We start from the raw sequence: 26408 nt of genomic DNA on the forward strand, positions 1-26408 counted from the left end.
ATATAAGCCGCCCGCACCGGCCAGTTTACTGGCTTGCTGGGGCGTCGCCAAGCGGTAAGGCAGCGGCTTTTGATGCCGCCATTCGCAGGTTCGATCCCTGCCGCCCCAGCCATTCACGCAGATACTGCGGATATATTATATGCGAAATTTTTGCAACCGCCTGTAAAAATGCGTAAAACTTTTTCTACCATCTAGTAACTAAGTAATATATCGTTAGATACATATTATCGCCGTATAGCCGTTGGGCTTCTGAGGGGTGGACCTAAGATGAGGGTATTTATTGCTGACCATGGTTCGGATGTTGTCGATTATCTTAAACAGATAGTTGAAGACCTAGGGTATACCGCCGTCGGTTGCACCGACAACAATGTTTTCACGGAGATTTTAGCGCGGGAAGCATTTGACCTCGTCATCTTGGATTGGAATATTCGCGCGGCGGACGATACATCCCTGCTTGAATGGATGAATAAGACTTTGCCCACACGCCCACCGGTTATCATGATGGCGAACCGGTCTGCTAAGCGGGATATTACAGATGCTTTGAATGCTGGCGCTGACGACTACATAACGAAGCCAGAAAGCCGTAATGTTATCGCGGCCCGGGTAAATGCTTTACTGCGCGGCAATGCGGCAGGGGGCGCCTTTGATACCGAGGTCACATACGGCGCGTACAAAATGAACCGGCTTGAACAGAGTGTTACAATCCATGACGAGACCGTCATATTGACCGCCAAGGAATTTGAGTTAGCGGAAATGTTTTTCAAAAACACAGACCGGACCTTGTCACGTAATTTTATTATGAAAACCATTTGGCGGACAACGGCAACGCTCGCGACACGCACGTTAGACATGCACATTTCGAGGGTGTGGGCCAAGTTGTCTTTGCGACCCGAAAACGGCTTCCGGATTTTCACGGTTTTCGGGTACGGTTACCGTCTTGAATCTCATTAGTAAGCCGTAAAACGGGACCTATACAAAAAGGCTGCTTCAAGCAGCCTTTTTCGCCCGCTCCACCATTTCTTGGTTCAGCATTTCGGCCAGCAGAAACGCCAGTTCAAGCGACTGCGCTGCGTTCAATCTTGGGTCGCAATGTGTGTGATACCGATCTGCAAGCCCTTCGTCAGTTACCGCAACTGCACCGCCAGTACACTCGGTGACATTCTGACCCGTCATTTCGATATGGATACCGCCGCCAAAGCTTCCCTCGGCGCGGTGTACAGCGAAGAAGCCGCGCACTTCGGCCAAGATACGCTCAAACGGGCGCGTCTTATATCCGCTGGCTGATTTGACGACATTGCCATGCATCGGATCACAGGACCAGATGACAGGATGTCCTTCACGCTGCACAGCGCGTACCAAATTTGGAAGCCCCGTTTCTACCTTGTCATAGCCGTAACGCGAGATCAAAGTGATCCGCCCGGCCTCCCGTGCTGGGTTCAGCGTATCAAGCATTCGCAACAATGCATCGGGTTCAAGGCTTGGGCCACATTTCACGCCAATGGGGTTGCCGATACCACGCAAAAATTCCACATGAGCCGACCCCTCGAACCGCGTCCGATCACCAATCCACAGGAAATGGGCTGACGTATCGTACCAGCCGCCGGTCAGGCTGTCTTCTCGCGTCATCGCTTGCTCATAGGGCAGCAACAAGGCTTCATGGCTCGTGTAGAAGCTCGTTCCCTTAATTTGTGGAACTGTCTCTGGCGTAATGCCGCACGCCTCCATAAAGGCCAGCGCCTCGCTGATACGATCTGCGGTTTCTTTATATTTTTGCGCCCATGGCGAACGGCCCATATAATCATGCGTCCAGGCGTTGACCTGTTGCAGATTGGCATAACCACCGCTGGAAAAGGCGCGAAGCAGGTTCAATGTTGATGCGGCCTGACTATAAGCGCGGATCATACGCGCCGGGTCTGGCTCACGCCCCTCGGCCACAAATTCAATGTCGTTGATGATGTCACCGAAATAGCTCGGCAGCTCAACGCCATTGATGGTTTCAGTCGGTGTGGAGCGCGGCTTGGCAAATTGGCCCGCCATACGCCCAAGCTTGACCACCGGTAACTTGCCCGCGAAGGTCAGCACGACCGCCATTTGCAAAATCACGCGGAAAGTGTCGCGGATGTTATTCGGATGAAATTCGGCAAAGCTTTCGGCACAATCGCCGCCTTGAAGCAGAAACGCCTTACCGTCCGCTACTTTTGCAAGATCGGCAGTGAGGTTTCGCGCTTCGCCTGCAAAAACCAGCGGCGGATAATTACGCAGCGTGTTTTCGGCGGCCGACAACGCGGCAGCATCCTTATACACCGGCATGTGAATGCCCGTTGCGTCTCTCCAGCTTTCAGGCGTCCAATTCGTCGCCATAGGGCGTACTCCAACAATAATAATATAAAATTTGCGCCCTTTAGGCGTAACATGTTGTCGGTAGCAAGTGTTAGCGCCTAATTTCCGTTGGTTTCGCAAAATGCAACACAGCCAGCATCTTTTGCCACATTGGTAACCAAATTGCCTGTTGGCAAATGACTGGAAAGACGTCTATGTGGCCGCTGAATCGCCCCTGTCGTGCGCCATTGTGATGGACGCGGTGGGAGTGAAGGGATTTCGTCGGTATTGCGGGGTTCGGATCCGCGACGCAAAAAGGGCAGATTATGTCGACAGTCAAAAAAACAAAAAGCACCGGAAAAAAACCGGTGAAAGCGCCAAAGGGCCCTGCTGCGGTTGCTTTGAATGCGGATAAAGCGACGTCGGGCGGCATAACTGCGGACGATCTGGGCGTTGAAAACAACGATCAGGCACCAGGCGTCCGCCGCCGCGACTTCATCCATATCGCAACCGTTAGCTTCGCTGGCGTAGGCGCCGCCGCCGTTGCAATGCCTTTGGTATCGCAGATGAGTGCAAGTGCTGACGTACTGGCCTTGGCCTCTATCGAAGTCGACGTAGCCGCCATTCAGACTGGCCAATCGATCAAGACCAGCTGGCGCAAGCAGCCAGTCTTCATCCGCAATTTAACACCTGCGGAAGTCGAAGAGGCTAACAAGGTCGATGTCGGCGGTTTGCGCGATCCGCAAACGCTTGCCGACCGAACAAAGCCTGGCAAGGAAAACTGGCTCATTACCCTTGGCGTCTGCACCCATTTGGGCTGCGTGCCTTTGGGTGCCGCCGCTGGCGAAGTTAAAGGTGAATATGGCGGCTATTTCTGCCCTTGCCATGGTTCGCATTATGATACCGCCGCACGTATCCGGAAGGGCCCAGCCCCGACAAACCTCGTCGTTCCGGAATTCGCATTCATTTCTGACACAGTCGTAAAAATCGGTTGAGGAGCTAGAAACTAATGAGCTTCCCTTGGGCACAAGAATATAAGCCGCAAGGCACAGTAAGTAAGTGGGTCGATGAACGCCTGCCCTTGCCGCGCTTGGTATATAACGCAGTCGGTGCAGGTTATCCCGTGCCACGTAACCTCAATTATTTCTGGAACTTCGGCGTCCTTGCTGGCGTCGCATTGGTTATCCAGATTGTAACCGGCATCGTCCTTGCCATGCATTATTATGCAAGCGTCGACGGCGCGTTCAATAGCGTCGAACATATCATGCGCGACGTGAACGCAGGCTGGTTCCTGCGCTACGCGCACATGAATGGCGCGAGCTTCTTTTTCATCGTCGTCTACATCCACATTTTCCGCGGTCTTTTCTACGGATCGTATAAAGCGCCGCGTGAAATGATCTGGTTGCTGGGTGTCACCATCTTCCTGTTGATGATGGCGACCGCATTCATGGGCTATGTTCTGCCATGGGGCCAGATGAGCTTCTGGGGGGCGCAGGTTATCACTGGCTTCTTCTCCGCTATTCCGTTGGTAGGTGAACCATTGCGTCAGTTGCTCCTTGGCGGTTTTGCGCCAGACCAAGCGGCCCTGAACCGCTTCTTTTCGCTGCACTATCTGATGCCATTCGTTATTGCTGGCGTCATCATCCTCCACATTTGGGCATTGCATATTCCGGGATCATCGAACCCGACGGGCGTGAGCATTAAGGGCGAACAGGACACGGTTCCATTCCACCCTTATTACACCGCAAAGGACGGCTTCGGACTTGGGATCTTTTTGATCTTCTTCGTGGCAGTGACTTTCTTTGCGCCAAATATGTTGGGCCACCCCGACAACTATATCCCGGCAAATCCGCTTTCGACGCCTGCGCACATCGTGCCTGAATGGTATTTCTTACCATTTTATGCGATTTTAAAGGCGTTTACCGTCGATTTCGGCATCCCCTTCACAGGCGTCATCATCATTGAAGCTAAGTTGATGGGCGTACTTGCGATGTTTGGTTCGATCCTGCTGTTGTTCTTCCTACCATGGTTGGACACGTCACCCGTGCGTTCGGGTCATTATCGTCCGCTGTTCCGCAAGTTCTTCTGGTTTGGCCTAATCCCATGCTTGGTTCTATTGACCTATTGCGGCGGAAAGCCCCCTTACACCCAGTGGGTTATTCTTAGCCAGATTGCAGCGGCTTATTATTTCATCCACTTCTTAATCATCCTGCCGATTGTTTCGCGCATTGAACGGCCGCTTCCGCTGCCTAATTCAATCACCGAAGCTGTCACCGGCAAACCGCTTGAAACAGCGGCCGCGTAAAACAGGGAAAGCAGTATCATGGTTCGTTTAGTTGCTTTTTTAGTAGGCCTGTTTTTCAGTGGAATGCTTTTAATTGGCCTTGGGGATACCGTTATCAAAGCCATTCAGGAACCTGCGCAGCCCACGGCTGAGCATGAGTTTCACGAAATGCCACTTGCCGTCAGCTTTGCGCATGACGGTCCGTTAGGCAAGTTTGACCGGGGCCAGTTACAGCGCGGATTGAAGGTATATTCCGAAGTATGCGCAGCGTGCCACAGTCTAAAGCTTGTTGCCTTTCGTGATTTCGCGGCATTGGGTTACAATGAAGAACAAGTGAAGGCACTTGCCAAGGCTTGGAAGACCGAAGTGCCAAGCATCAACCCTGAAACGGGTGAAGCGGCCTCGCGGCCGGCTATTCCTGCCGATAAAATTCCTTCGCCATTTGCGAATGAAGTTGCGGCACGTGCGGCCAACAACAATGCGCTTCCACCCGATCTCTCGCTGATCACCAAGGCGCGCGGTGATGGCACGGCCTATGTGTATTCCTTGTTGATGGGCTACCGCGATCAAGCGGGTTACAAGAACGCAGAAGGCCAAGAGCTGCTGAAGGAATTCCCCGAAGCCGCGACGCCCGCCGGCCTGCACTTCAACCCATGGTTTGCAAACCTGAATATCGCCATGGCCAACCCGATCGCGGGTGATGATCAGGTTACCTATGACGATGGTACAAAGGCCACCAAGGCGCAGATGGCGAGAGACGTTTCTGCATTTTTGACATGGACAGCGGAGCCGAAGATGGAAAACCGCAAGAGCGCAGGTTGGGCGGCATTGGGCTTCCTAATCATCTTCACCGTGCTTGCATGGATGTCCTACAAAACCATCTGGGCAGACAAAAAACACTAATGGCGTGAAATCGATTTTTGAAAGGGGCCGCTTTTGCGGCCCTTTCTTTTGCAATGAGGGCGTTGACGCTGTGGCCGGATAATGGCAATAGCGGCGCTTCACACGGCCAATTGGTCCGTCGCGGGTATAGCATAGTGGTAATGCACTAGCCTTCCAAGCTAGCTAGAGGGGTTCGATTCCCCTTACCCGCTCCAACTTTCTGACCTTTACACTGTTTGCACCGCTAAGCTGATACAGTTTGCAACAACGCGGCCATTGTCTTGACAGCCTATCGCCCCATATTCATCCTATATTCACGCGTGTTCATTAGTGCGGACGATTATAAGGAGCGAGAACGATGAAGAAACTTTCACTGTATGCTGGCATCATGGGTCTTTCTGTTACTTCCGCAGCGGCGCTTCAAGCTGCACCCGTTAAAGCCGATTCAGACGGAAATCGGATTGTCACCAAGGCGGAAGCCATGGGAGCGGCCGATGCGCGCTTTGCTAAGATAGACATAAATGGCGACGGCACATTAAACGCTGCCGACCGGGCCGCCATGATGGCAAAGCGCTTTGCTATAATGGACGCAGATAATAACGGCGCAATTAGCCAAAGCGAGTTCATGGCGATACATGAAGCTGGCGCCGAGCGACGTGCCGACCGGCGTGAACGGCGCCTGGAACGCATTGGAGCCAGCATGCGTGAAGGCCGCCAACGCGCCCGGATTGGTGCCATTGTCATGATGGCACGCGCCGATACCAATGGAGACAAGGCCGTATCTCAAGCAGAATACCGCGCTGCGATTGACGCACGCTTTGGTAAGGCAGATGCCAATCAAGATGACAGCCTTTCAATTGAAGAACGTCAGGCCGCGCGTAAGGCACGCTAAGTTTAGCGCATTATCGTCCGTGCTTTTTCACGCACTGTTTGATTGAAGAGTCACTAGGCCTGTGGTCTGCGGGCGATAGTTTCGTGCATATTTTAAGGTGAGCCGGCTTGCGGAGATCGGCGAGCGGGCGGCATCTTTGGCGTTCTGATTAAATTGCTGTGGCTAGCAATTGCATAATGTTGGCCTACTCCGCCTTTAGCGCGATAATGGTTTGTATGCAGGCAACGATACACGCTAATTGCCAGGAAATGGATTTCTAGTGAGGAGTGTCACATGCGCATTGCGCTGTATCAGCCGGACATGGCGGGGAATGTCGGTGCGGTTTTGCGCACGTCGGCTTGCTTTGGCGTCATATGCGATATCATCGAGCCTTGCGGCTTTGCCTTTTCCGAACGCGCGTTGAAACGTTCAGGCATGGATTATATGGATCATGTCCAGCTTCGACGTCATGCCGACTGGTCGGCCTTTCTCGAAACCTTGGACGGCGCGCGGATCGTCTTGATGTCCAGCAAGGCGTCTACCCCGCTTCCACAATTCACATTTCAGCCTAATGACATCATTCTCATGGGGTCCGAAAGCAAGGGGGCGCCAGCGCAAGTGCATGCACGCGCCGACGCGCGCGTGTGTATTCCGATGGCAACAGGATTTCGATCCTTGAACATTTCGGTGTCGGCTGGCATCGCTTTGGCAGAAGGTCTTCGACAGACCCATTCATTCCCGAGAGGCGAGAAATGACCCTGATATTAGATCAACGCCAACAGGCAGCGCGGACATGGTTTGAATCGCTCCGCGACAGCATTTGCGCTTCCTTTGAAGCGATTGAGCGCGAAGCAGGCTCCGACGCGTCGTTTGAATATACCCCATGGGCCCGCAACGACCATGATGGCTCCCCCGGTGGCGGCGGTGTCCGCGGGGTGATGAAGGGTAAGGTTTTCGAGAAAGTTGGCGTCAATGTGTCGACCGTCGGCGGCAGCTTTAACCCCGAATTTGCAAAAACTATTCATGGTGCGGCTGAAGACCCCAGTTTTTTCGCCACGGGCATTAGCCTCGTTGCGCATATGGCAAACCCGCATGTTCCAGCAGTGCATATGAACACGCGTTATCTGGTTACGACGAAAAGCTGGTTTGGCGGTGGCGCGGACCTTAACCCCCCCATTCCTTATTCGGAAGACACAGACGACTTCCACGCGCGCCTCCGTGCGGCCTGTACGCCTTATGGCCCCGATGTATATGAACGTTATCGCAAATGGGCGGACGAATATTTCTGGATTCCGCACCGCAACGTTCATCGCGGTGTCGGCGGGATCTTTTACGATCATCTCGAAAACACAAGCGACGCGTTGTTTGAACAGAATTTCGCGTTCACGCGCGATGTCGGCAATGCCTTCCTCGACATCTTTCCAACGCTTGTCCGCCGCCGTATGAACCAACCCTTCAGCCCCGAAGAAAAGCAGGCGCAATTGCGCTGGCGTGGCCTCTATGCTGAGTTTAACTTGGTATATGACCGTGGCACGACCTTTGGGTTGAAGACTGGCGGCAATGTCGATGCAATATTGATGAGCCTGCCACCCGAAGTCATATGGGCCTAAATCCATATGGTGTTTAGCCCGATTGCCCATGGCGAACTTGGCGCCATTATTACATCGTTGGAAATGACGAGCCGTCCGCCGTTGCGGGCGCTACCAGCGTCAGAGCTGCGGTTGGAACGATGGCAAGCGCCAAAGGCAGATACGTATCGCACGCTGTATCGCCGCATTGGGGAACCTTGGCTGTGGTTCTCTCGGCTTGCGCTGAATGACACCGACCTGTTGCACATCATCCATGACCCTGCAGTGCGTATCTGGGCCGTTCTGGACCGACGCGGCATTGAGGTCGGAATATTGGAGCTTGATTTCCGGCAGGCCGGACAATGCGAGATTGCCTTTTTCGGCCTTGTGCCAGAACTGACTGGCAAGGGTCATGGCAAATGGTTGATGGCGATGGCGCTACAGATGGGCTGGGCGGAGGCCGGCGTTCAGCGGGTGTGGGTGCACACCTGTACGCTTGATGGTCCCCATGCGCTGGCCTTTTATCAAAGGTCCGGCTTCACCGCTTATCAACGGCAGTTGGAAACCTTCCCCGACCCACGCCTTAATGGCCTCATACCGCGCGACGCTGCGCCACATATCCCGCTTATAGATTAGGTGTCTGCGCGGAAAGCTGTCGGTTGACGGCGACCAGCATCAATATGAAAGCTACGGCCTCCAAAGTGACAAATAGCGCCTTGACGGCGGACTCGACAATCGGGACACCATCTTCGCCAGCGATGGACTGGAAAATGGCGACGATTGCGGCATCGGCCAAACCTGCGAAAATGCGCAATATAACGGCAACGAAGAGCATCAAAAACAGGATCGACCAACCGCAATTACTTGTAACGCGCCACGTCCGGATGACGGAACGGTTGACACCATCGCCGGAGTCCTGCGCGAAGACGGCGGGCAATATTGCAAAACGACCAGAAAGATAAAGACCCGGTATTATCAGCAGAAAAAATCCAGCCAAGGTAGCCCAGCCAACGAGCAAGCTGGCCACCAAATAGGGGACGAATAATGCCGCTGCGATTTTAAGGGCATCCCCCACTTTTTCCAACTGACGCCCCGACATCAGCACGTACAAAGAGATGCTGCCATAGGTGGTTACCAACATCATCGGCAAAAGGACGCGCCAGTTGGCTTCGAAATAGCGGCTGATTTCCAACATGGCTTGATTTCTATTGTCCAGATTTTCAACAATAAGCGGCGGCACGAGAAAGGCCGAAATCCATGCCGACATAAAAATGAAGAAGCCTGCGATTGCGGCAATCGCCTCTTTATGCACCGCAAGCAAAGCCCGCGCGTCAATCCAGACAGCGCGATAATCAAGCTTCTTTGGCATAATTTCTCCTTAGCTATGCGCCGCGTAGAGGCAGACATATGCGGTGGCAAGCCGCTTGCACCATGCTAAGGGGTATATCATGATTGTGGATCACAATATCGACTGGGACATATCAACGGGCCTGACTCCCTATCCAGACGCACTAAAGCGTATGGAATCGTTACAGGGGGCCATCCGTGATGACAACGCAAGAGAGCTTATCTGGCTGCTGGAACACCCGCCCTTATATACCAGCGGTACCAGTGCGGACCCCGCAGAACTGCTCAGCCAGCAATTCCCAGTCTATGACACCGGACGCGGCGGGCGATACACCTATCATGGACCGGGGCAGCGTGTTGGCTATGTCTTATTGGACCTTGCCCGCCACGGAAAGGATGTGCGCTGCTACGTCCATGCGTTGGAAGGTTGGGTGATACATGCGCTTAGCCATTTTGGCATCAAAGCCCGCCGTGCCGAAGGGCGCATTGGTATTTGGTGTGACACGCCGGACGGCCAAGAAGCAAAGATTGGCGCGATTGGGGTACGTATTCGCAAATGGGTCACGATGCATGGCTTTGCCGTCAATATTTCCCCTGATCTCAGCCATTTTTCCGGCATCGTGCCCTGCGGGATATCGGAATATCCGGTGACCAGCCTCGCCGCGTTAGGCATCAGCGCTACCCTATCAGATTTTGACGCCGCTTTATTGTCCACTCTCCCCGATTTTCTCAATAGTCTTGCGAAAGCGGATGAAAATTGTACGGTCGCGCCGAGTTAGACCGACGAGGATATTATGCGCTTTTGCAACTTCACGCCTGCCCTTGCCATGATGCTGCTGCTGCTGTCCGCATGCGGCGGTTCTCAGGAGGATAATCAGGCCACCGAAACGCGCATGGATAATCTCGACAGTTTAGAAGGCACGATCAGCGACGACATGATCAACACAGATGAAGCCGTTGACGATGTACCCGTTCAGCCTGACGCCGTTGTTTCGGCACCCGTCGCGAGCGAAGATGCTGCCCGAGCCAAAACCGATACAGTAGACACGGCAAAAGTCGAAATATCCGGCGAGGCAAAGTGAGACTAAGCAAAACGCTGAAGCTGCCTTGCGGGGCCGTACTGAACAATCGCATCGCAAAGGCCGCGATGACAGAGGGACTTGCCGACCCATTGGGTCGTCCAACGCCTGAATTGCAGAACCTATATGGCATTTGGTCGGATGGCGGCGCTGGCCTGCATATTTCGGGCAATATCCACATTGATGCGGACCATCTCGAACGCCCTGGCAATGTCTTTTTTGAAGGACATCCTGACACCGAGATGATGACGGCCCTCCAATTCTGGACAAAGGCGGCGACCCGCAACGGCAATCATTTCTGGGCGCAGATTAGCCATGCCGGACGGCAAACGATGCGCGCGATCAACCCGCGTCCCAAGGCACCTTCTGCGGTCAAGCTGCGGTTACCCGGTGGACAATTCGGGACGCCTATCGCCTTAACCGAGGACGAAATTCTGAACCTCATAGGCCGCTTTGGGCAGGCCGCGTTACATTGCAAAAATGGCGGATTTACAGGCGTTCAGATCCATGCCGCGCATGGTTATCTGATTTCGCAATTTTTAAGCCCACGGTCGAACCAACGCACCGACCGTTGGGGCGGAAGCCTTGTGAACCGCGCCCGTTTCCTGATGTTCACGATAAATACTGTACGCACCTTGGTCGGTCCTGAATTCCCCATTTCCGTCAAATTGAACAGCGCCGATTTCCAGCGCGGCGGCTTTGCCTTTGAGGACAGCCTGCAAGTGGCCCGATGGCTGCAGGATGCAGGTGTGGACCTCATCGAGATTTCGGGCGGCACTTATGAGCAACCAAAGCTACTTGGCATTCAAGGTATGGAGGAGGAAGAGGCCCAGAATGTCGCCGACACCACGCTTTCACGGGAAGCTTATTTTGTTGACTTCGCCCAAGCGATGAAGGCCGAGTTAAAAATACCCTTGATGGTGACCGGCGGCTTCCGCAGCGCATCGGCAATAGAACAAGCGTTGCGCAACGGCGGTGCCGACGTCATCGGCCTTGCCAGGCCATTATGCGTCATGCCGGAAGCACCAAAGAGGCTGCTCGGTGGTATGGCGATATTGCCCAAGATCGAGAATCAATTGAAGCTGCTGCCTGAATGGCTGTCAAGCTTACGCAAGATCAAGATGGTGCGCAGTATGGAAGGATTTGCCACGCAATATTGGTTTTACAGCCAGATCTACGCCCTTGGCCGCACGGGCCGCACAGCACCAGATATGACGGTTTTTGCCGCATTGCGTGAAGTGGAAGCGTATCAGAAAAGCTGGTTAAAGGCGTCCCGCGCGGCGAGAGCTTAATCGCCCTCGCCGGGGTCAGGGCTGAAATATTTGTCGAACTTATCTTCTACGCCCTTAAACTCATCTGCATCTGCTGGCGGTTCACGGCTTGATGTGATGTTTGGCCATTCCGCGCTATAGGTCGCGTTGAGTTCAAGCCATTGCTCGAGACCGCTTTCAGTGTCTGGCAAAATTGCTTCTGCAGGGCATTCAGGCTCGCAAACGCCGCAGTCGATGCATTCATTGGGGTTGATGACGAGCATGTTGTCGCCTTCATAAAAGCAATCCACCGGACATACTTCAACGCAGTCCATATATTTGCAGCGGATGCAGGCATCGGTAACGACATAAGTCACTTGCGGAAATCTCCCAAACGCGGCGGCGGAGTGGCCGCTTCACTATGCTGCCTATTGCGAGGCGCGGGGAGAAGTCAACGGCGGAATGCAACTGCCTGCCAATTTTTAGTCTATGCGCTGATAGCAAAGCAATGCCTCACAGGCTGGGCCGCGCCGTAATGGCATCGACAGCAGCTTGAACGTTACAACGGCCTCACCAACGGGCAATGTGATGATATCGCCGATGGCAATGGGCTGGCTACCCTTTTCCACCCGGCGACCATTGACCCGGATGTGGCCGGTCTCCGCCCAATTTTGGGCAAGAGTCCGGCTCTTGGCAAGTCGCAGAAAGAACAGAAGTTTGTCGATCCGCAACTTCGCACCGGCCGTTTAGAGTTTAAGCCCCTTAAGCGCCGCCAATTGTAACGCAAGGGATGATAAAGGAGCACTTTGCTTGGCAGCAACCGGTGCGCGCTCGGGTTTGGCTTGTGGCTTGCCTGTGGTCTGTGATTTTTGGTGTTGCGGCTTGGCGCGCGGCTGACGCTGTTCGGGCGGCCGTGGCTTTGGCAAGCCGACCCAGCGCCAATGCGTCAGGGTGATGGCTTGTGGCTCAGCTGCTGGCGGCGCATCGGGCTCTTGGGTGCTCGCTTCAGGTTCGGCAGCAACCGTTGTTTCTGCGACCTCAGCTTCGGGGGTTGGAACGCCTTCCTCTGCCAATATTTCTACCGCCTCGGGAATAATGTCAGAGACTGCCTCAGTCTCAGCCTCAACAAGCTGCGGCTCTGGTGCCTTTTCCGCCGGACGGAAGCCTGCGTCGCGCATCAGGGCCTTCAACCCGTTCTCGCTAATCCCCAGCGACGTGGCGAAGGCCATGTCCATGCCAAATAAATTACCCCGTCCCCGTGCTTCATGCGCTTTTTTGATAACCCGCTCGGCGAGGTCAATGCGGACATATTCGTCGCCAATCCGCCGATAACCAGCGTTGCGTGCTTCGGACGCACTGGCAAAATTCCACGCCTTCAAATGCACGGCGCTTTCGGGCGGGAGTTCTGGCATTGCGCGGTTATCGCGCGCCGCAAATAATGCTGCACGCCATTTGGCCGCCGCTGGTTTCAAGGCGGCATGGTGATATATATCGAGCGCACCAAAGACGATGCCACCCTTACGCGCAGCGCCACGGGCTTCCTTAGGTAATGCCGCAATTGCGTCGGCCAGATACTGTCGGCCCGCAATGCCACCCTCGTCTGCCAATCGCACCGCAAGCGCGCGGACATTGCCGTCGACATCTACTTGTTGCGCGAGTTCCAACAGCCCAATTATGCCGCCCATGGATTTGGCCAATTGCGTTGCAATCCAGCTTTCGGCGCGCGTTGTGATTTCACGCAACGCGTCACCTTCCAGGCCGGAAACAGCCTTCACTGGGGTAAACGCAGGTTGCATCAACGTCCGCCCCTTAGTCAGCACACCCAGTATTTCGCCCTGCCAGAAAATGGCGGGCTTGCCTTCTCCATCCGCCGCGAGCGAGAATTCGCTGTCCTCTGCCATGCTTACGTCCTTTGCCTTTTGTCTCAAATATGCTGCCAAATGCCGTTCGGCGGCTGCCAATAAAAGCTTACGGTCACTTGCTTTGGCCGCCGGGTCAACCCGAAACGCAAAGCCCCGTAAAGTACCAATGTCTTCTCCATCGACCAGAACATGTGTGTCAGCTTTAATCTCCACGGGCAACAACCCAACATCCGTCGCGTTTTTCCGCAACAGCATCGATGTGCGTTTATCGACAAATCGCTGGCGCAATGCATCGTGCAACGCGTCCGATAATTTTTCCTCCAACGCGCGTGCGCGCTCTGCCATGGCGGGCGGATTGGTTAACCAATCGCTGCGATGGGCAATATAAGTCCATGTCCGCACTGCCCCGATTCGCGCCGAGAGCGTATCGACATCGCCTTGAATATTGTCGAGCCGCGCGAGTTCGCTGGCATAGACGCCTTGCGGAATGACGCGGTCATTTTGCCCGAGATATTGCCACAGCGACGCGACGAAGCGGCTGTGATGTTCCTCGCCCATTTGGCGGAAGTCAGGCAGGCACGCGACTTCCCAAAGCCGCGCAACATCGACTTGATGGCGGATCAGAGCGTTCACATCGGGCATTTCGGCCAAACGCTTGAGCACCAGCAAATCTATAACCTTGGGCGCTGGCAATAGCCCTGGACGATTCGGCTTCTTCTCCAAATCCGCTATCAGCGTCGCAATATCGTTAAAGCGCGGCTTGGCCTCACGCCAATACAAGCAGTACAGACGCGGGAAGCTGTGCCCTTCAATCGCCAACACTTCTTCGGGCGTGAATTCGCTGCCTTCGCCAGCCAACGTCCCGAATGTTCCGTCGCGCTGATGGCGACCAGCGCGGCCCGCGATTTGCGCCATTTCGGCGACTGTCAGGCGTCGGCGGCGAGAGCCATCGAATTTGGACAGGCCGACGAACGCGACATGCGCGACATCAAGGTTCAACCCCATGCCAATGGCGTCAGTAGCCACGAGATAATCCACCTCGCCCGATTGGAACATCGCGACTTGCGCATTGCGCGTCCGCGGGGACAACGCCCCCATGACGACCGCAGCGCCACCGCGCATTCGGCGCAAAGTCTCCGCCACGGCATATACCTGCTCGATTGAAAAGGTGACGATCGCTGACCGTTTCGGCAAGCGCGACAGCTTCTTCGCGCCAGCATAGCTCAACGTCGAAAATCGCGGGCGGGAGATGATTTCAGCATCGGGCAGCAACGCGCGGATAATCGGGCGGAGACTTTCCGAGCCCAGGATCATCGTTTCCTCCCGCCCACGCGCATGCAATATTCGGTCGGTAAAAATATGCCCACGTTCGGGGTCGGCACCCAATTGCGCCTCGTCTATGGCGACGAAGGCAAACTCCTTCTGAATGGGCATGCTTTCAACAGTGCAGCAATACCAGCGGGCTTGCGGCGGTTCAATCCGCTCTTCACCCGTTATCAAAGCAACATTCTGTTCGCCCTTCATGGCGACAACGCGGTCGTAAATTTCCCGCGCCAGCAAGCGCAACGGAAACCCAATCATCCCACTGGAGTGCGCGCACATCCGTTCGACAGCAAGATGTGTCTTGCCAGTATTGGTTGGGCCTAAAATGGCCGTGAGGGCGGAACGCACTGGGGGCAAAATTTACATCAGTTGGCCATCAACGCTGCAGCGAGTTCCTTCAATGGCACGTTGGTATCGGCTAATTGTTCAACCCTGGGCGACAGGCCTTCGGTCACGAACAGGCGGCCCTGGACATAATCCTTGGTCGCGTTGACACAGTCGAGCGCGATGACTTTATTGGCCTTTAGATAGACCACAGAGAAGCTGCGCGTATCTGGGTCGCCGCGCAACACCATGGAATCATACCCCGCGCTGATGCCCACTGTTTGAAGGCGCAAATCATATTGGTTGGACCAAAACCATGGCACCGAGTGATAGGGCGTCAGTTCATTGGTCAGGCTTTTGGCAACGGCGTTCGCCATATCATTGGCGTTCTGGACCGATTCAACGCGCATGACGTTGCCGCCTGCAAAATCATTGGCATGAGCCGCGCAGTCGCCAATGGCATAGATATCCGGCAAGGACGTCCGGCAATAAGCATCAACATCAACCCCCGCCCCGCCAGCCGCGCCCGCCGTCAGCAAAGGCGCAACAGCGGGGATGATGCCAATGCCGACAATGACCATGTGGGCGGGGATCACTTCACCATCAGCCAAGCGCACACCCGTGACAAAATCGTTGCCCTCTATGCCACTGATTTCAACGCCCAAGCGCACGTCCACGCCATGCGCGCGATGCTCAGCCTCGTAAAAACGCGATAATGGTTCGCCTGCAACCCGCGCCAAAACGCGGTCCATCGCCTCCAGCACAGTGACTTTCTTGCCGATTTTCCGGAGTACGGCCGCCGCCTCAAGCCCAATATAGCCGCCGCCCACAATCGCGATGTCAGCGACATTATCGAGACCGTCAAGCATGCGGTCCACATCAGCGCGCGAGCGTACAACGTGCATCCCGGGCAGATTGCCCCCCTCAACAGGCAATGATCGCGGACTGCCGCCTGTTGCCCAAATCATCTTGCCATAAGAAATGTCCGCCCCATCAGACAGTGTCACCTTATGGGCAGATGGATCGACAGCGTCCACGCGCATGCCTAACATCATATCGACGCCGCGTTCCGCCCAGAAAGCCGCCGGGCGGATCATGATACGTTCAAACGCTTTATCGCCCGCGAAATAATCTTTCGACAAAGGCGGGCGTTCATAGGGATATTCAGGCTCAGCGTTTACCACGCCAATGCTGCTCTCATATTTGGCCTGCCGTAACGCAATCGCGGCCTGCGCGCCGCCATGGCCGCCGCCGACAATAAGAATATCATAATGCATTAGTGAAGATTCGCCTGCTTAAAAAACATCGGAACAGCGGTAAGCAAAAGGTCGCCCACTGGCTAGTCCTATGCTTGCAGCATATGTAATTAACTGGCAGAGTAAGGTCATGACAAGCATGACATTGGACTTTGCCCTTGGCGATAATGCCGACATGATCCGCGAAACGACGCAACGTTTTGCAACGGATAAAATCGCGCCGCTCGCGGCCAAAATCGATGCGAATGACTGGTTCCCCAGGGATGAGCTGTGGCGCGCCATGGGCGAACTCGGCCTGCATGGAATAACCGTTGATGCAGCCGATGGCGGCCTTGGCCTTGGCTATTTGGAACATGTTGTCGCGGTCGAAGAAGTCAGCCGCGCCTCTGCCTCCATCGGCCTTTCCTACGGCGCGCATTCCAACCTGTGCGTCAACCAAATTGCGCGCTGGGCCTCGCCGGAGCAAAAGGCGAAATATCTGCCTAAGCTGATTTCGGGCGAACATGTTGGCAGCCTTGCCATGTCCGAAGCGGGCGCAGGTTCAGATGTTGTGTCCATGAAGCTGAAGGCAGAAGCGGTTCAAGGCGGCTATATTCTGAACGGCACCAAATACTGGATCACCAACGCGCCTTATGCCGACACTTTGGTAGTCTATGCCAAGACCGCGCCAGAGGCTGCATCGCGCGGCATCACCGCGTTTCTGATTGAAAAAGGCATGGAGGGTTTTTCCATTGGCCAGAAAATCGACAAGGTCGGGATGCGCGGTTCGCCAACGGCGGAACTGGTGTTCAACGATTGCTTCGTATCCGATGAACAGATGATGGGCCCGCTGCATGGCGGCGTTGGCGTATTGATGTCCGGGCTGGATTACGAACGCGTTGTGCTTGCCGGACTTCAACTTGGCGTGATGCAGGCTTGCTTGGATGTGGTCCTGCCTTATGTGCGCGAACGCAAGCAATTCGGTAAACCCATTGGCAGTTTCCAGCTGATGCAGGCGAAAGTCGCCGACATGTATGTCGCGCTCAATTCCGCCCGCAGCTATGTCTACAATGTAGCGCGGGCATGTGACGCTGGGCAGACCACGCGCTTTGATGCGGCAGGCGCAATCCTGCTCGCCAGCGAAAGCGCGGTGAAGGTCGCTGGGGAAGCCATTCAGGCCCTTGGCGGCGCTGGCTATACCAAGGATTGGCCCGTCGAGCGCTATTGGCGCGATGCCAAATTGCTCGACATTGGTGCGGGCACAAATGAGATTCGGCGGATGCTGATTGGCCGGGAGCTGATCGGAGCGGCTGGATGAGCGCGTTGGTCGACAGCCTTTTATGACGGCACGTCCTGTCTTGGGTGTTATCGCCTGCAACCGCATGGTCGGCAGCGAAGTCGCCCAGGCCGTCATGAACCGCTATATCCGCGCGGCCATGGCCTATGCCGATGTTGCAGCGTTGATCATTCCTTCCCTGCCCGACCTGATGACCGCCGCAGATGTCGCACCGCGGATAGACGGCATATTGCTGACGGGTAGCCCATCGAACGTCGCAACGCGGCTTTATGGCGAAGATGGCGGCGACGGACCCTATGATGACGGTCGCGATGAGATTGCCATGTCGATGGTCGACCGCATGATAGATGCGCAAAAACCGGTGTTCGGCATTTGCCGGGGTTTTCAGGAAATCAACGTCGCTTTGGGTGGAAGCTTACGCCGCGACACCAGCATTAATGATACGCTGATTCGCCACCATGCGCCGGATGATGTCGCCTTTGACGCAATGTTCGATCATCGCCATGCGGTCGATCTTGCCGATGGCGGCGTTTTGGCCAAGGCTTATGGCAAAAGCCTGCTGGACGTGAACTCGGTTCATTATCAAGGGATTGGTCGCTTGGCAGATGGTCTGCATATCGAAGCAAGCGCGCCCGATGGTTTGGTGGAGGCCTATAGCGCACGGCCCAACGGCGCGCCCTTGCTGGCGGTGCAATGGCACCCCGAATGGAACACAGAAAATGACCCAGATTCGCAAATCTATTTCCACCTTTTGGGAAAAGCGTTAAGAGGTGAATTGTGAACAACAAAGTGACCCGATATAATCGCTATCAAGCGCGGATAGGCTTTTCACCCTGAATACAGATTTGGGCGCTGCCTATCGCTCCCCTCCCACAAGCGGGAGGGGCTGGGGGTGGGCCTGCAACGGCTAAATTAAATAGCTCGCCTGCGGCTCGCACCCTCCCCTAACCCCTCCCGCCTGCGGGAGGGGAATATTCAGGAGACCTTTTCATGCCACGCAATTACGACATCGCCGAACTACGCCGTTTGGACATCGCCCACCATTTGCCTGCACAAGCCGATTGGCAAGAAATAGAGGATCTGGGCGGAAGCCGAATCATCACCCATGCCGAAGGCTGTTATATTCACGACGGCGACGGCAACCGCATATTGGACGGCATGGCTGGCCTGTGGTGCGTCAATGTCGGCTATGGCCGTGACGAATTGGCCGAGGTCGCGCGCGAACAAATGCGTGAGCTGCCTTATTATAACAGCTTCTTCAAAACCGCGAACGCGCCCGCGATCATGCTAGCAGACAAGATTGCCAGCCTGACGGGAGGCCGCCTGCCGCATGTGTTTTTCAACAGCTCCGGCTCCGAAGCCAATGACACCATATTGCGCATGGTCCGCCATTATTGGCAAGTGAAGGGCGCACATAGCCGCACCATCATCATCAGCCGCCATAATGCCTATCATGGCTCTACGGTCGCGGGCGTCAGCATGGGCGGTATGAAGGCGATGCATGGTCAAGGCTTCCCCGCGCCGGGCATCTTGCCGATGGCAGGCATTGAACATGTGCGCCAACCTTATTGGTATAATGAAGGCCGCGACATGACGCCCGAGGATTTTGGCACGGCATGCGCGCAGGCGATTGAAGACAAGATATTAGAGGTCGGCCCGGAAAATGTCGCAGCCTTCATTGGCGAACCCGTACAAGGCGCTGGCGGTGTCATCATCCCGCCCGCCAATTATTGGCCGCAGGTCGAGGCAATTTGCCGGAAATATGGCATATTATTGGTTTGTGATGAGGTCATCTGCGGCTTTGGACGGACTGGCAATATCTGGGGCCATGAAACCATGGGCATCCAACCCGACATTATCGCGATGGCCAAGGGGCTGTCGTCGGGATATCTCCCGATCTCCGCCGTGGCGGTCAGCGCCGATATCATTAAGGTAATGAAAACCGGCGGCGACTTCGTCCATGGGTATACTTATTCGGGCCACCCCGTCGCGTCTGCAGTCGCCTTACGCAATATCGAGATCATGGAGCGCGAAGGCTTGGTCGACAAGGTCCGGAACGAAACTGGGCCATATCTCGCCAAAGCACTGGCTCCCTTGCGTGACCACCCGTTGGTTGGTGAAGCGCGCTCCATCGGCTTGCTTGGCGCGATCGAGGTTGTTGCAGACAAGGCAACCGGCGCGCGCTTTGGCGGTGCAGAAGGCACAGCAGGCCCGCTCGTCCGCGATATCTGTATCCGTAATGGCCTGATGGTGCGCGGAATCCGTGATAGCATTGTCATGTGCCCGCCACTGATTATCAACACGGCCCAAATTGACGAGCTGGTAGGGATTATTCGCAAGTCCCTTGATGAAGCGGAGCCGAAATTGCGGGCGATTGGATAAAGGGGAGTAAGAAAGTGCAGCTCAGCACTAAGGTTTCTTCTCGCTAGACAAACCCCATCCAATCTTTACCAAAGGCAACCATGACAACACCAACATTAAAGCGCGCGTTAATCACGGCAGCCCTCACCCCCGCCCTGCTCCTTGCATTCGCACCGGCACAAGCCGCCGCGCCCGTCGCGGTTAAGCCCAAGCCACCAGTGCTTTCGTGCACAACAACAACCGCCGAAGGGCTATCCTACACCGTCATCAAGCCGGGCAAAGGTGAACAGCCAAATGCCGATTCCAAGGTCACCGTGAATTATAAAGGCATGCTGACCGCCGACGGTACCGAATTTGATTCCGGCCAAGGGGCCCAATTCCCCGTTGGCGGGGTCATTCCCGGATTTGCACAGGGCCTGCAATTGATGCAGGCTGGCGGCAGCTATCGCCTCTGCATCCCTGCGGCGCTTGGCTATGGCGCAGCGGGCACCGGCCCTATTCCAGCCAATGCCGATTTGGTGTTTGAGGTTGACCTGCTGTCCTTCACTAATCCGCCACGAAAGCCAATCATTCCCGCCGCCGAACGCGCGTGTTCGCAATCCACCGCAACGGGCCTCGGTTTCGAAGTCGTGAAATCCACTGCGGGCAAAAAGCCGATCGATGGGGACATTGCGCTTGTCGACTTCACCATCTTTGACGCCGCGTCCGGCGTCGTGCAGCAAAAAAGCGAGTGGGAAAAAATCCCGTTGAGTCAGGCATCCCCAATTTTCAGCGAAAGCCTGAAAATGATGCAGACAGGGTCAGCTTACCGTTTCTGTATGCCAAAGACCGACGACGGAGCGGCAGAAAGCAACATCATCGTCACGTTGATCGATTTGCGGCCTGCACCAAGCGGTGACAAGTGAGAACGAGCCCTCTAACTTAACAAAACAACCGGACTGTCCGCGCGCCAGTGCATGCTGACCTTATCCTCCCAGGTGAAGTCATCTTGGTCATGGCGAGACAAATTGGGGCGGCTAACGCGGATGATTTGGCCGCCTTCAAGTTGAATATCATATAAAGTGACATCGCCAAGATAGCTCATACCCTTAATCGTGCCGCGCGCGAGATTGTGGCCGTCGGGTGCGTCTTGGGCAGCGGCGCGGACCGCTTTACCCTCGCCGGGAACGTGCAGGTAAATTTTTTCGGGGCGCAACGCGATCCAGACATTTGCTCCATGGGGTCCAGTAACACCATGGTTCAGGTAAACCTTACCAAGGCCGGGGCAATCGACCGCGGCCTTATCGGGTTCATCCAGCGTCAGCGTGCCTTCAAATATGTTCACCGAACCCACGAAATCCGCCACAAAGCGGTTGGCAGGATATTCGTAAAGATCCGATGGTGGCGCGAGTTGTGCAACTTCGCCTTTGTTGATTACCGCAACACGGCTTGCCATCGACAAAGCCTCGTCTTGATCATGGGTGACGGTGACGAAGGTAATGCCGACCTTGTCCTGCAAATCCGCCAGTTCGAATTGCATTTGCGCGCGCAATTTTGCGTCGAGCGCGGACAGCGGTTCATCAAGCAATAATACCTTTGGCCGCATGACCAAGCTGCGGGCAAGCGCAACGCGTTGACGCTGCCCGCCTGACATCTGGTCGGGCATCCGGTCCTCAAACCCGCCCAGCTTCACCAGCTGCAGCGCCTCCGCTACACGGTCGCGAATTTCGCCTTTCGATACGCCGGCTATGCGCAATCCATAACCCACATTATCGGTCACGTTCATATGCGGAAACACAGCATAGCTTTGAAACACCATGTTCACAGGCCGCTTGTTCGGCGGGACAAGGCTCATATCTTGTCCATCGATCAGGATCTGCCCTTCGGTCGGCAATTCAAACCCAGCGATCATCCGCAGCAAAGTCGTCTTGCCGCAGCCCGAAGGGCCAAGCAGGACGAAAAATTCGCCGGCGCGGATATCGAGACTGACATTATCGACCGCCGTCACCTTGCCAAAGCGTTTGGACACATTGCGGATTTGGATGATGGGTATTTTGGTTTCGGTCATATCAGTTTTCCGTGGGCGGTGGGCGCGTCTCAATGGGCGTCCGATATGCCCTTCACACCCTGATATTTCAGGGCGATGAAGGTCAGGGCGACAGTGAGAATGATGAGGATGGTCGACGCGGCATTAACCTCTGGCGTGACCGAGAAGCGGACCATCGAATAGACCTTTACCGGGAAGGTAATGGTGTCAGGACCGCTGGTGAAAAAGGTAATGACGAAATCGTCGAGGCTGAGTGTGAAGGCAAGCAATGCCCCTGCCACCAAAGACGGCTTTATATGCGGCAGCAGGACATCACGAAACGCCTGCCACTCGGTTGCGCCAAGGTCCTTTGCGGCCTCTTCCTCTTCCTTGTTAAAACTCGCCAAGCGGGCACGCACGACCATCGCAACAAAAGGAAAACAGAACGTAATGTGCGCGATAGTGATGGCAGACAGGTTGAGCGGCCATGGCAGGTCGGTTGGCCAGTCAACCATGGCAAAAAAGATCAAAAACGCGACGCCCAAGCAGATTTCAGGAACGATGATCGGCAAGGACATGGTGCCTTCGACCAGCCCCTTGAACGGAAAACGGAAGCGCCAGAGCATAACCGCAGCCAGTGCGCCGATGACTAAGCTGATGATCGTCGCCAAGAACGCGATGGTGAGCGAATTGACCATCGCTTCGACCAGACTGTCATTGTTGAGCGCTTTTTCATAATATTTGAGCGTGAAACCCTTCCACACGACGTTGCGCTTGCTGTCGTTAAAGCTGAAAATCATCAAGACAATCAGCGGCGCATAGAGGAACAGCATGATCAGCCCAACCCAACTGCGCATCCACAGCGTGCGGGTATATTCAAGCGGGGCGATGGCGGTGCGGTTAAACATCAGCGCGCCTCCCTCACTTTGTTCGACCGCATCGATTGCAGCGCAATCAGAATGAACATTGCGTAGATAAGCAGGAAGGACAAAGCCGCGCCAAACGGCCAGTCATTGGCGCGCTTGAACTGCCGTTCAATAACATTCGCAATCATCTGACTGTCGGTGCCGCCCATCAGGTCGGGCGTGAGATACGCCCCCAATGCCGGAATGAGCGTGATCATAACGCCAGCCACAATACCGGGGGCCGCGAGCGGGACTACGACTTGCATGAAGGTTTTGAAATGGCCTGCGCCCAAATCAAGGCTGGCCTCAATCAGGTTTTTATCCAGCCGGTCGAGCGCCGAATATAAGGGCAATACCATGAAGGGCAAATGCACATATACCAGCCCCAATACGACCGCGAAATTATTGTAGAGCAACTGCACGGGCGTCCATGCATCCAATGGTTGCATGCCTACCAAAGTACGCAACCAGCTCGCGCCGTCCCACAGCCCGCCCAGCCCCTTGTTCATATAGCCGTTCGTGCCCATCAACGCCATCAGCGCATAAGTGCGAATCAACAAATTGGTCCAAAAGGGCAGCATGACGCCCAGCAGCAACCAAGGCCGCCATTTGGGTGCGGCAAAGGTGATTGCCATCGCCACGGGAAAGCCAATGATGAGGCAAATCAATGTCGTGAGCGCGGCCACCGCAAGGCTTTTGAGGAAGATGGAAAGATACAGCCACTCGGTCGCGCGCTTGTAATTGTCGAGCGTGCCGGAGATATCAATCTCGGCTGGACCCGCATTCTGCCCAAAGCTGTAGAGCCACACGATGGTCATGGGCGCGATGAAGAACAGGGCAATCCAGAACACCGGTGCCGTGGCAACGGCAGCAAAAGGCTTCTTCTGGCTTTTCCAGTCCTGCATCGGCCCTGACATTAATCAAGCCGCCCGGATGCGCGTAAACGCCTCCTCATATTTCGGCTGCAGATCTGGATTGAATTTGGCATATTCACATTTCGCCAGAACCGCGGCGGGCGGGAAAATGACCGGATTATTTTTATAATCATCGGGCATCAGCGCCTTTGCCGCCGCATTGGGCGTTGGGTATAGAATTGTCTCAGTTATCTTCTTACCAGCCTCAGCATCCAGCAAATAGTTAATGAACGCATGGGCATTTTTCGGATGCGGCGCACCCTTTGGAATGCACAAATTGTCCGAGTTTAACTGACTGCCTTCCTTGGGAATGACAAAGCCAATATCGGGTTCTTCGGTCATAATCTGAGCAATATCGCCATTATACTCAAGGACGAGATCGACCTCGCCCTTCAGCAATAGATCCTGGCCATTGTCTTCATGAAAGGATTTAATATTCGGCTTTTGCTTGATCATCATCGCTTCAATCATTTTGATATCAGCGTCGGTCAGGCCGTTGACCGATTTACCCAGATATTTGCCATATAACCGGAACATGTCGCCCGCTTCGGACAGCACCGCAAGGCGGCCCTTATACTCGTCACTGTCAAACAGCACTTTCCAGCTATCGGGCACCGACTTCACCTTGGACTTGCGATAGCCAATGCCCAGCGCAAGCCAAGTGTACGGCATGGAATATTTGCGCGCCGGATCATAAGGCACATCCTGATACTCAGGCGCGACATTCTTGAAATTAGGGATCTGCGCCTTGTCGATTTCAACCAGCATATCCGCGGCTGCCATGCGCTCAACAAAGTCGTTTGATGGGACGATAACGTCATAGCCTTGGTTGCCCGCGCGCAGCTTGGCAAATAATTCGTCATTGCTAGCGAACAAGGTCATGTTCACATCAACGTCTGCGCTGTCCTTGTAATCCTCCAAAGTGGTCTCACCAATATAGGTGTCCCAGTTATAAAAGTTCAGCTTGGCCTCTTCGCCATTGGCAAGCTTTGCAGCCTCTTTCTCGCCACATCCAGCGAGCGCACCCGTTAATGAAAATCCGACAGCCGCAACGCCCATGCCCTTCAGCATGGCGCGCCGATTGCTACCCGCGTGCAAAAATGTCTTGAAATCCATCGCTAATCTCCCACTGAGAACCCATGTGTGAAGCGGACATGCTGAACTAATATCAAGACTTAGAAAAGCCCCTTTTTTCCATGTTTTGCAGCGCAATTAAGTTACGACATATCGCAATTATTTTGCACCGCAACATAACTATTTGACGGGCGTCTTTGCCTCTGCATCGACCGCTGCTTGAACAGCCTTGTAAAAGGCCTCCCGCTGTACACCGACTGTATTGGGATCAGTTGCCTTGGGCCAGTTACTGTTCGATGCGATCACAAGGTTGCGCTTAGGGTCAATGAAGATGCCCTGCCCGAAAATGCCTTGGGCGGCGTAACTGCCATCGTCATAGGTCCAATATTGATAACCATAGCCTTTACCGGGCATATCTATGTCGGCCTGCTTGCTTGTTGCGGGCGCTATCCAATCGTCGGGTAAGATGCTTGCGCCGTTGACCTTCGCCCCACCCAGCATGAACACGCCAAAACGTGCATAATCGCGGGTTGATGCCTGAATGCAGCAACCGCTGATCTCGTGCCCGGTCGTACCCAATAGCCAGCTTGCGTCCTGTTCCATACCAAATGGTGCCCATAGCTTATCGGACAGATAAGCGGACAAGGTCTTCTTCGTGGCGGAACTGACCAACACGCCGATCAAATTGGTTTCACCAGTTTTGTAGACCCATTTTGTGCCCGCCGGTGCCTCACGCGGCAATTTGCGCATATAGCTCACCGTGACGTCCATGCCATTTTCGGCCTTGTGCGTGTTGAACAAAGCAACGTCGGACTTGGGGTCCTCATAATCCTCATTCCATTTAACGCCGGAGGTCATCGTCAGCAATTGTTCGATGGTGACATCATCATAAGCAGAGCCCTTGAGATCGGGGATATAGGCCGACACCTTGTCATCGATGCTTTTGATATATCCGTCTTTTATCGCCGCGCCGACCAAGGTCGAGGTGAAGGATTTCGCGACAGAGAAGCTCGTCCATTTACCCTCTGGCCCAAAATCGAGGCCATATTTTTCCATCCGTATTTTGCCATCCTGAATGATGACCAACCCAGCGGTGCGTTGCGCCTTCATATAGGCGTCGACATCCGTAGCGATCGTCAGCGGCGTGCCCTTGGGCAAAGGATATACCTTGTCGCCTTTCGCAATGACATTGGCTTTGGCAAGGATGGGGATCCGGTCCATCGTGCGAAACGCGGCGTCGCGTTGTTCAACGCTCCAGAACAGCACGTTAGCGTCCGTTGGTAGGCTGGACAGGAGCGCTTTCATATCCTTGTCCGCACTGACCCAGAAACCGCCCGCTGCCGATACGATGACCAACAAAATCCCGAATATCCATTTTTTCATCCTGCTCCCCCAATTTACCTTAAGCGTAAAGCGACCGGCGCAGCAAGGATGCCGCCGCCGCTAAATCTACTTTTGCAATACATCAGAAAACAGCGCCAAAGCGAAGCTAATTCATCATCAAGCCG

General features: G+C 54.8%; 26 protein-coding genes and 2 tRNA genes. 17 read left to right on the forward strand and 11 right to left on the reverse strand.

The features are described 5' to 3' along the window. Positions 1–37: 37 nt before the first annotated feature. Positions 38–112 (forward strand) — tRNA-Gln (locus tag Q0O07_RS03045). 155 nt (positions 113–267) lie between these two features. After that, positions 268–951, forward strand: a complete 684-nt coding sequence (locus Q0O07_RS03050) for a response regulator transcription factor (RefSeq protein WP_295490222.1) — start codon at positions 268–270, stop codon at positions 949–951. A gap of 36 nt (positions 952–987) precedes the next feature. Here the strand turns inward: Q0O07_RS03050 and Q0O07_RS03055 are convergent, their stop codons facing one another. Next, positions 988–2361 carry a class II 3-deoxy-7-phosphoheptulonate synthase gene (locus tag Q0O07_RS03055; RefSeq protein ID WP_295490225.1) on the reverse strand — a complete coding sequence of 458 codons (1374 nt, stop codon included), beginning with the start codon at positions 2359–2361 and terminating at the stop codon, positions 988–990. A gap of 284 nt (positions 2362–2645) precedes the next feature. On the opposite strand from Q0O07_RS03055, the gene petA reads away from it, so the two are divergent. The 8 genes from petA (at position 2646) to Q0O07_RS03095 (ending at position 8560) form a co-directional block, all read left to right on the forward strand. Then, positions 2646–3314, forward strand: a complete 669-nt coding sequence (gene petA, locus Q0O07_RS03060) for a ubiquinol-cytochrome c reductase iron-sulfur subunit (RefSeq protein ID WP_367271031.1) — start codon at positions 2646–2648, stop codon at positions 3312–3314. Between the two features lie 14 nt (positions 3315–3328). Further along, positions 3329–4624, forward strand: a complete 1296-nt coding sequence (locus Q0O07_RS03065) for a cytochrome b/b6 (protein WP_295490228.1) — start codon at positions 3329–3331, stop codon at positions 4622–4624. Positions 4625–4642: 18 nt separating this feature from the next. Then, positions 4643–5506, forward strand: coding sequence for a cytochrome c1 (locus Q0O07_RS03070; protein WP_295490230.1), 864 nt, complete (start codon positions 4643–4645; stop codon positions 5504–5506). Between the two features lie 120 nt (positions 5507–5626). Beyond that, positions 5627–5700 (forward strand) — tRNA-Gly (locus Q0O07_RS03075). 143 nt (positions 5701–5843) lie between these two features. Continuing rightward, positions 5844–6377, forward strand: coding sequence for a hypothetical protein (locus tag Q0O07_RS03080; protein ID WP_295490232.1), 534 nt, complete (start codon positions 5844–5846; stop codon positions 6375–6377). Positions 6378–6650: 273 nt separating this feature from the next. After that, on the forward strand, positions 6651–7112 hold the full coding sequence (locus tag Q0O07_RS03085) for a tRNA (cytidine(34)-2'-O)-methyltransferase (protein WP_295490234.1): 462 nt from the start codon (positions 6651–6653) through the stop codon (positions 7110–7112). Next, entirely contained in the window at positions 7109–7966 is an 858-nt protein-coding gene (gene hemF / locus Q0O07_RS03090; RefSeq protein ID WP_295490236.1) for an oxygen-dependent coproporphyrinogen oxidase, read from the forward strand. The genes Q0O07_RS03085 and hemF overlap by 4 nt, the downstream gene beginning before the upstream one ends. 6 nt (positions 7967–7972) lie before the next feature. Beyond that, positions 7973–8560: a GNAT family N-acetyltransferase gene (locus tag Q0O07_RS03095; protein ID WP_295490238.1), complete on the forward strand. Its 588-nt coding sequence runs from the start codon at positions 7973–7975 to the stop codon at positions 8558–8560. Here the strand turns inward: Q0O07_RS03095 and Q0O07_RS03100 are convergent. Beyond that, the gene (locus Q0O07_RS03100) at positions 8550–9293 is read right to left on the reverse strand and encodes a hypothetical protein (RefSeq protein ID WP_295490241.1); all 744 of its coding nucleotides are present in this window, start codon (positions 9291–9293) and stop codon (positions 8550–8552) included. The two genes, Q0O07_RS03095 and Q0O07_RS03100, sit on opposite strands and share 11 nt — an antisense overlap. A 79-nt stretch (positions 9294–9372) precedes the next feature. Here Q0O07_RS03100 and lipB point away from each other — a divergent pair, with 79 nt between their 5' ends. Genes lipB through Q0O07_RS03115 form a run of 3 tightly spaced genes read left to right on the forward strand, consistent with a single transcriptional unit; the run spans position 9373 to position 11642 of the window. Then, positions 9373–10050, forward strand: a complete 678-nt coding sequence (lipB, locus tag Q0O07_RS03105; protein ID WP_295490244.1) for a lipoyl(octanoyl) transferase LipB — start codon at positions 9373–9375, stop codon at positions 10048–10050. A gap of 15 nt (positions 10051–10065) precedes the next feature. Next, positions 10066–10353 (forward strand): hypothetical protein, encoded by a 288-nt coding sequence (locus tag Q0O07_RS03110; RefSeq protein WP_295490246.1) that lies wholly within the window; start codon positions 10066–10068, stop codon positions 10351–10353. Beyond that, positions 10350–11642: an NADH:flavin oxidoreductase/NADH oxidase family protein gene (locus tag Q0O07_RS03115; protein ID WP_295490249.1), complete on the forward strand. Its 1293-nt coding sequence runs from the start codon at positions 10350–10352 to the stop codon at positions 11640–11642. Before Q0O07_RS03110 ends, Q0O07_RS03115 begins: the two co-directional genes overlap by 4 nt. Here the strand turns inward: Q0O07_RS03115 and fdxA are convergent. The 4 genes from fdxA to Q0O07_RS03135 form a co-directional block, all read right to left on the reverse strand. Beyond that, positions 11639–11977: a ferredoxin FdxA gene (gene fdxA / locus Q0O07_RS03120; RefSeq protein ID WP_295490252.1), complete on the reverse strand. Its 339-nt coding sequence runs from the start codon at positions 11975–11977 to the stop codon at positions 11639–11641. The two genes, Q0O07_RS03115 and fdxA, sit on opposite strands and share 4 nt — an antisense overlap. 105 nt (positions 11978–12082) lie before the next feature. After that, the gene (locus tag Q0O07_RS03125; protein ID WP_295490253.1) at positions 12083–12331 is read right to left on the reverse strand and encodes an RNA-binding S4 domain-containing protein; all 249 of its coding nucleotides are present in this window, start codon (positions 12329–12331) and stop codon (positions 12083–12085) included. A gap of 15 nt (positions 12332–12346) precedes the next feature. Continuing rightward, positions 12347–15043 (reverse strand): helicase-related protein, encoded by a 2697-nt coding sequence (locus Q0O07_RS03130; protein WP_295490256.1) that lies wholly within the window; start codon positions 15041–15043, stop codon positions 12347–12349. A 107-nt stretch (positions 15044–15150) separates the two neighbouring features. Beyond that, the gene (locus tag Q0O07_RS03135) at positions 15151–16386 is read right to left on the reverse strand and encodes an FAD-dependent oxidoreductase (RefSeq protein WP_295490258.1); all 1236 of its coding nucleotides are present in this window, start codon (positions 16384–16386) and stop codon (positions 15151–15153) included. 109 nt (positions 16387–16495) lie between these two features. On the opposite strand from Q0O07_RS03135, the gene Q0O07_RS03140 reads away from it, so the two are divergent. The 4 genes from Q0O07_RS03140 (at position 16496) to Q0O07_RS03155 (ending at position 20907) form a co-directional block, all read left to right on the forward strand. Beyond that, positions 16496–17662, forward strand: a complete 1167-nt coding sequence (locus Q0O07_RS03140) for an isovaleryl-CoA dehydrogenase (RefSeq protein WP_295490261.1) — start codon at positions 16496–16498, stop codon at positions 17660–17662. A 22-nt stretch (positions 17663–17684) separates the two neighbouring features. Next, a complete protein-coding gene (locus Q0O07_RS03145) occupies positions 17685–18422 on the forward strand; it encodes a gamma-glutamyl-gamma-aminobutyrate hydrolase family protein (protein ID WP_295490264.1) in 738 nt (245 codons plus the stop codon). A gap of 209 nt (positions 18423–18631) precedes the next feature. Further along, positions 18632–20023, forward strand: coding sequence for an aspartate aminotransferase family protein (locus Q0O07_RS03150; protein WP_295490267.1), 1392 nt, complete (start codon positions 18632–18634; stop codon positions 20021–20023). Positions 20024–20103: 80 nt separating this feature from the next. Beyond that, entirely contained in the window at positions 20104–20907 is an 804-nt protein-coding gene (locus Q0O07_RS03155; RefSeq protein WP_295490270.1) for an FKBP-type peptidyl-prolyl cis-trans isomerase, read from the forward strand. 11 nt (positions 20908–20918) lie between these two features. On the opposite strand, the gene Q0O07_RS03160 is transcribed toward Q0O07_RS03155, so the two are convergent. The 5 genes from Q0O07_RS03160 to Q0O07_RS03180 all read right to left on the reverse strand — a co-directional run bounded on the left by Q0O07_RS03160 (position 20919) and on the right by Q0O07_RS03180 (position 26283). Continuing rightward, positions 20919–22049 (reverse strand): ABC transporter ATP-binding protein, encoded by a 1131-nt coding sequence (locus tag Q0O07_RS03160; protein WP_295490272.1) that lies wholly within the window; start codon positions 22047–22049, stop codon positions 20919–20921. A gap of 29 nt (positions 22050–22078) precedes the next feature. Then, positions 22079–22915: an ABC transporter permease gene (locus Q0O07_RS03165; RefSeq protein ID WP_295490275.1), complete on the reverse strand. Its 837-nt coding sequence runs from the start codon at positions 22913–22915 to the stop codon at positions 22079–22081. Next, positions 22915–23829: an ABC transporter permease gene (locus tag Q0O07_RS03170; protein WP_295490278.1), complete on the reverse strand. Its 915-nt coding sequence runs from the start codon at positions 23827–23829 to the stop codon at positions 22915–22917. Before Q0O07_RS03170 ends, Q0O07_RS03165 begins: the two co-directional genes overlap by 1 nt. A gap of 3 nt (positions 23830–23832) precedes the next feature. Continuing rightward, positions 23833–24942, reverse strand: a complete 1110-nt coding sequence (locus tag Q0O07_RS03175) for a PotD/PotF family extracellular solute-binding protein (RefSeq protein WP_295490281.1) — start codon at positions 24940–24942, stop codon at positions 23833–23835. A 138-nt stretch (positions 24943–25080) separates the two neighbouring features. Continuing rightward, a complete protein-coding gene (locus Q0O07_RS03180) occupies positions 25081–26283 on the reverse strand; it encodes a serine hydrolase (RefSeq protein ID WP_295490283.1) in 1203 nt (400 codons plus the stop codon). Positions 26284–26408: the final 125 nt, after the last annotated feature.

Source organism: Sphingorhabdus sp. EL138, assembly GCF_945890115.1.
Classification (GTDB): Bacteria; Pseudomonadota; Alphaproteobacteria; order Sphingomonadales; family Sphingomonadaceae; genus Sphingorhabdus_B.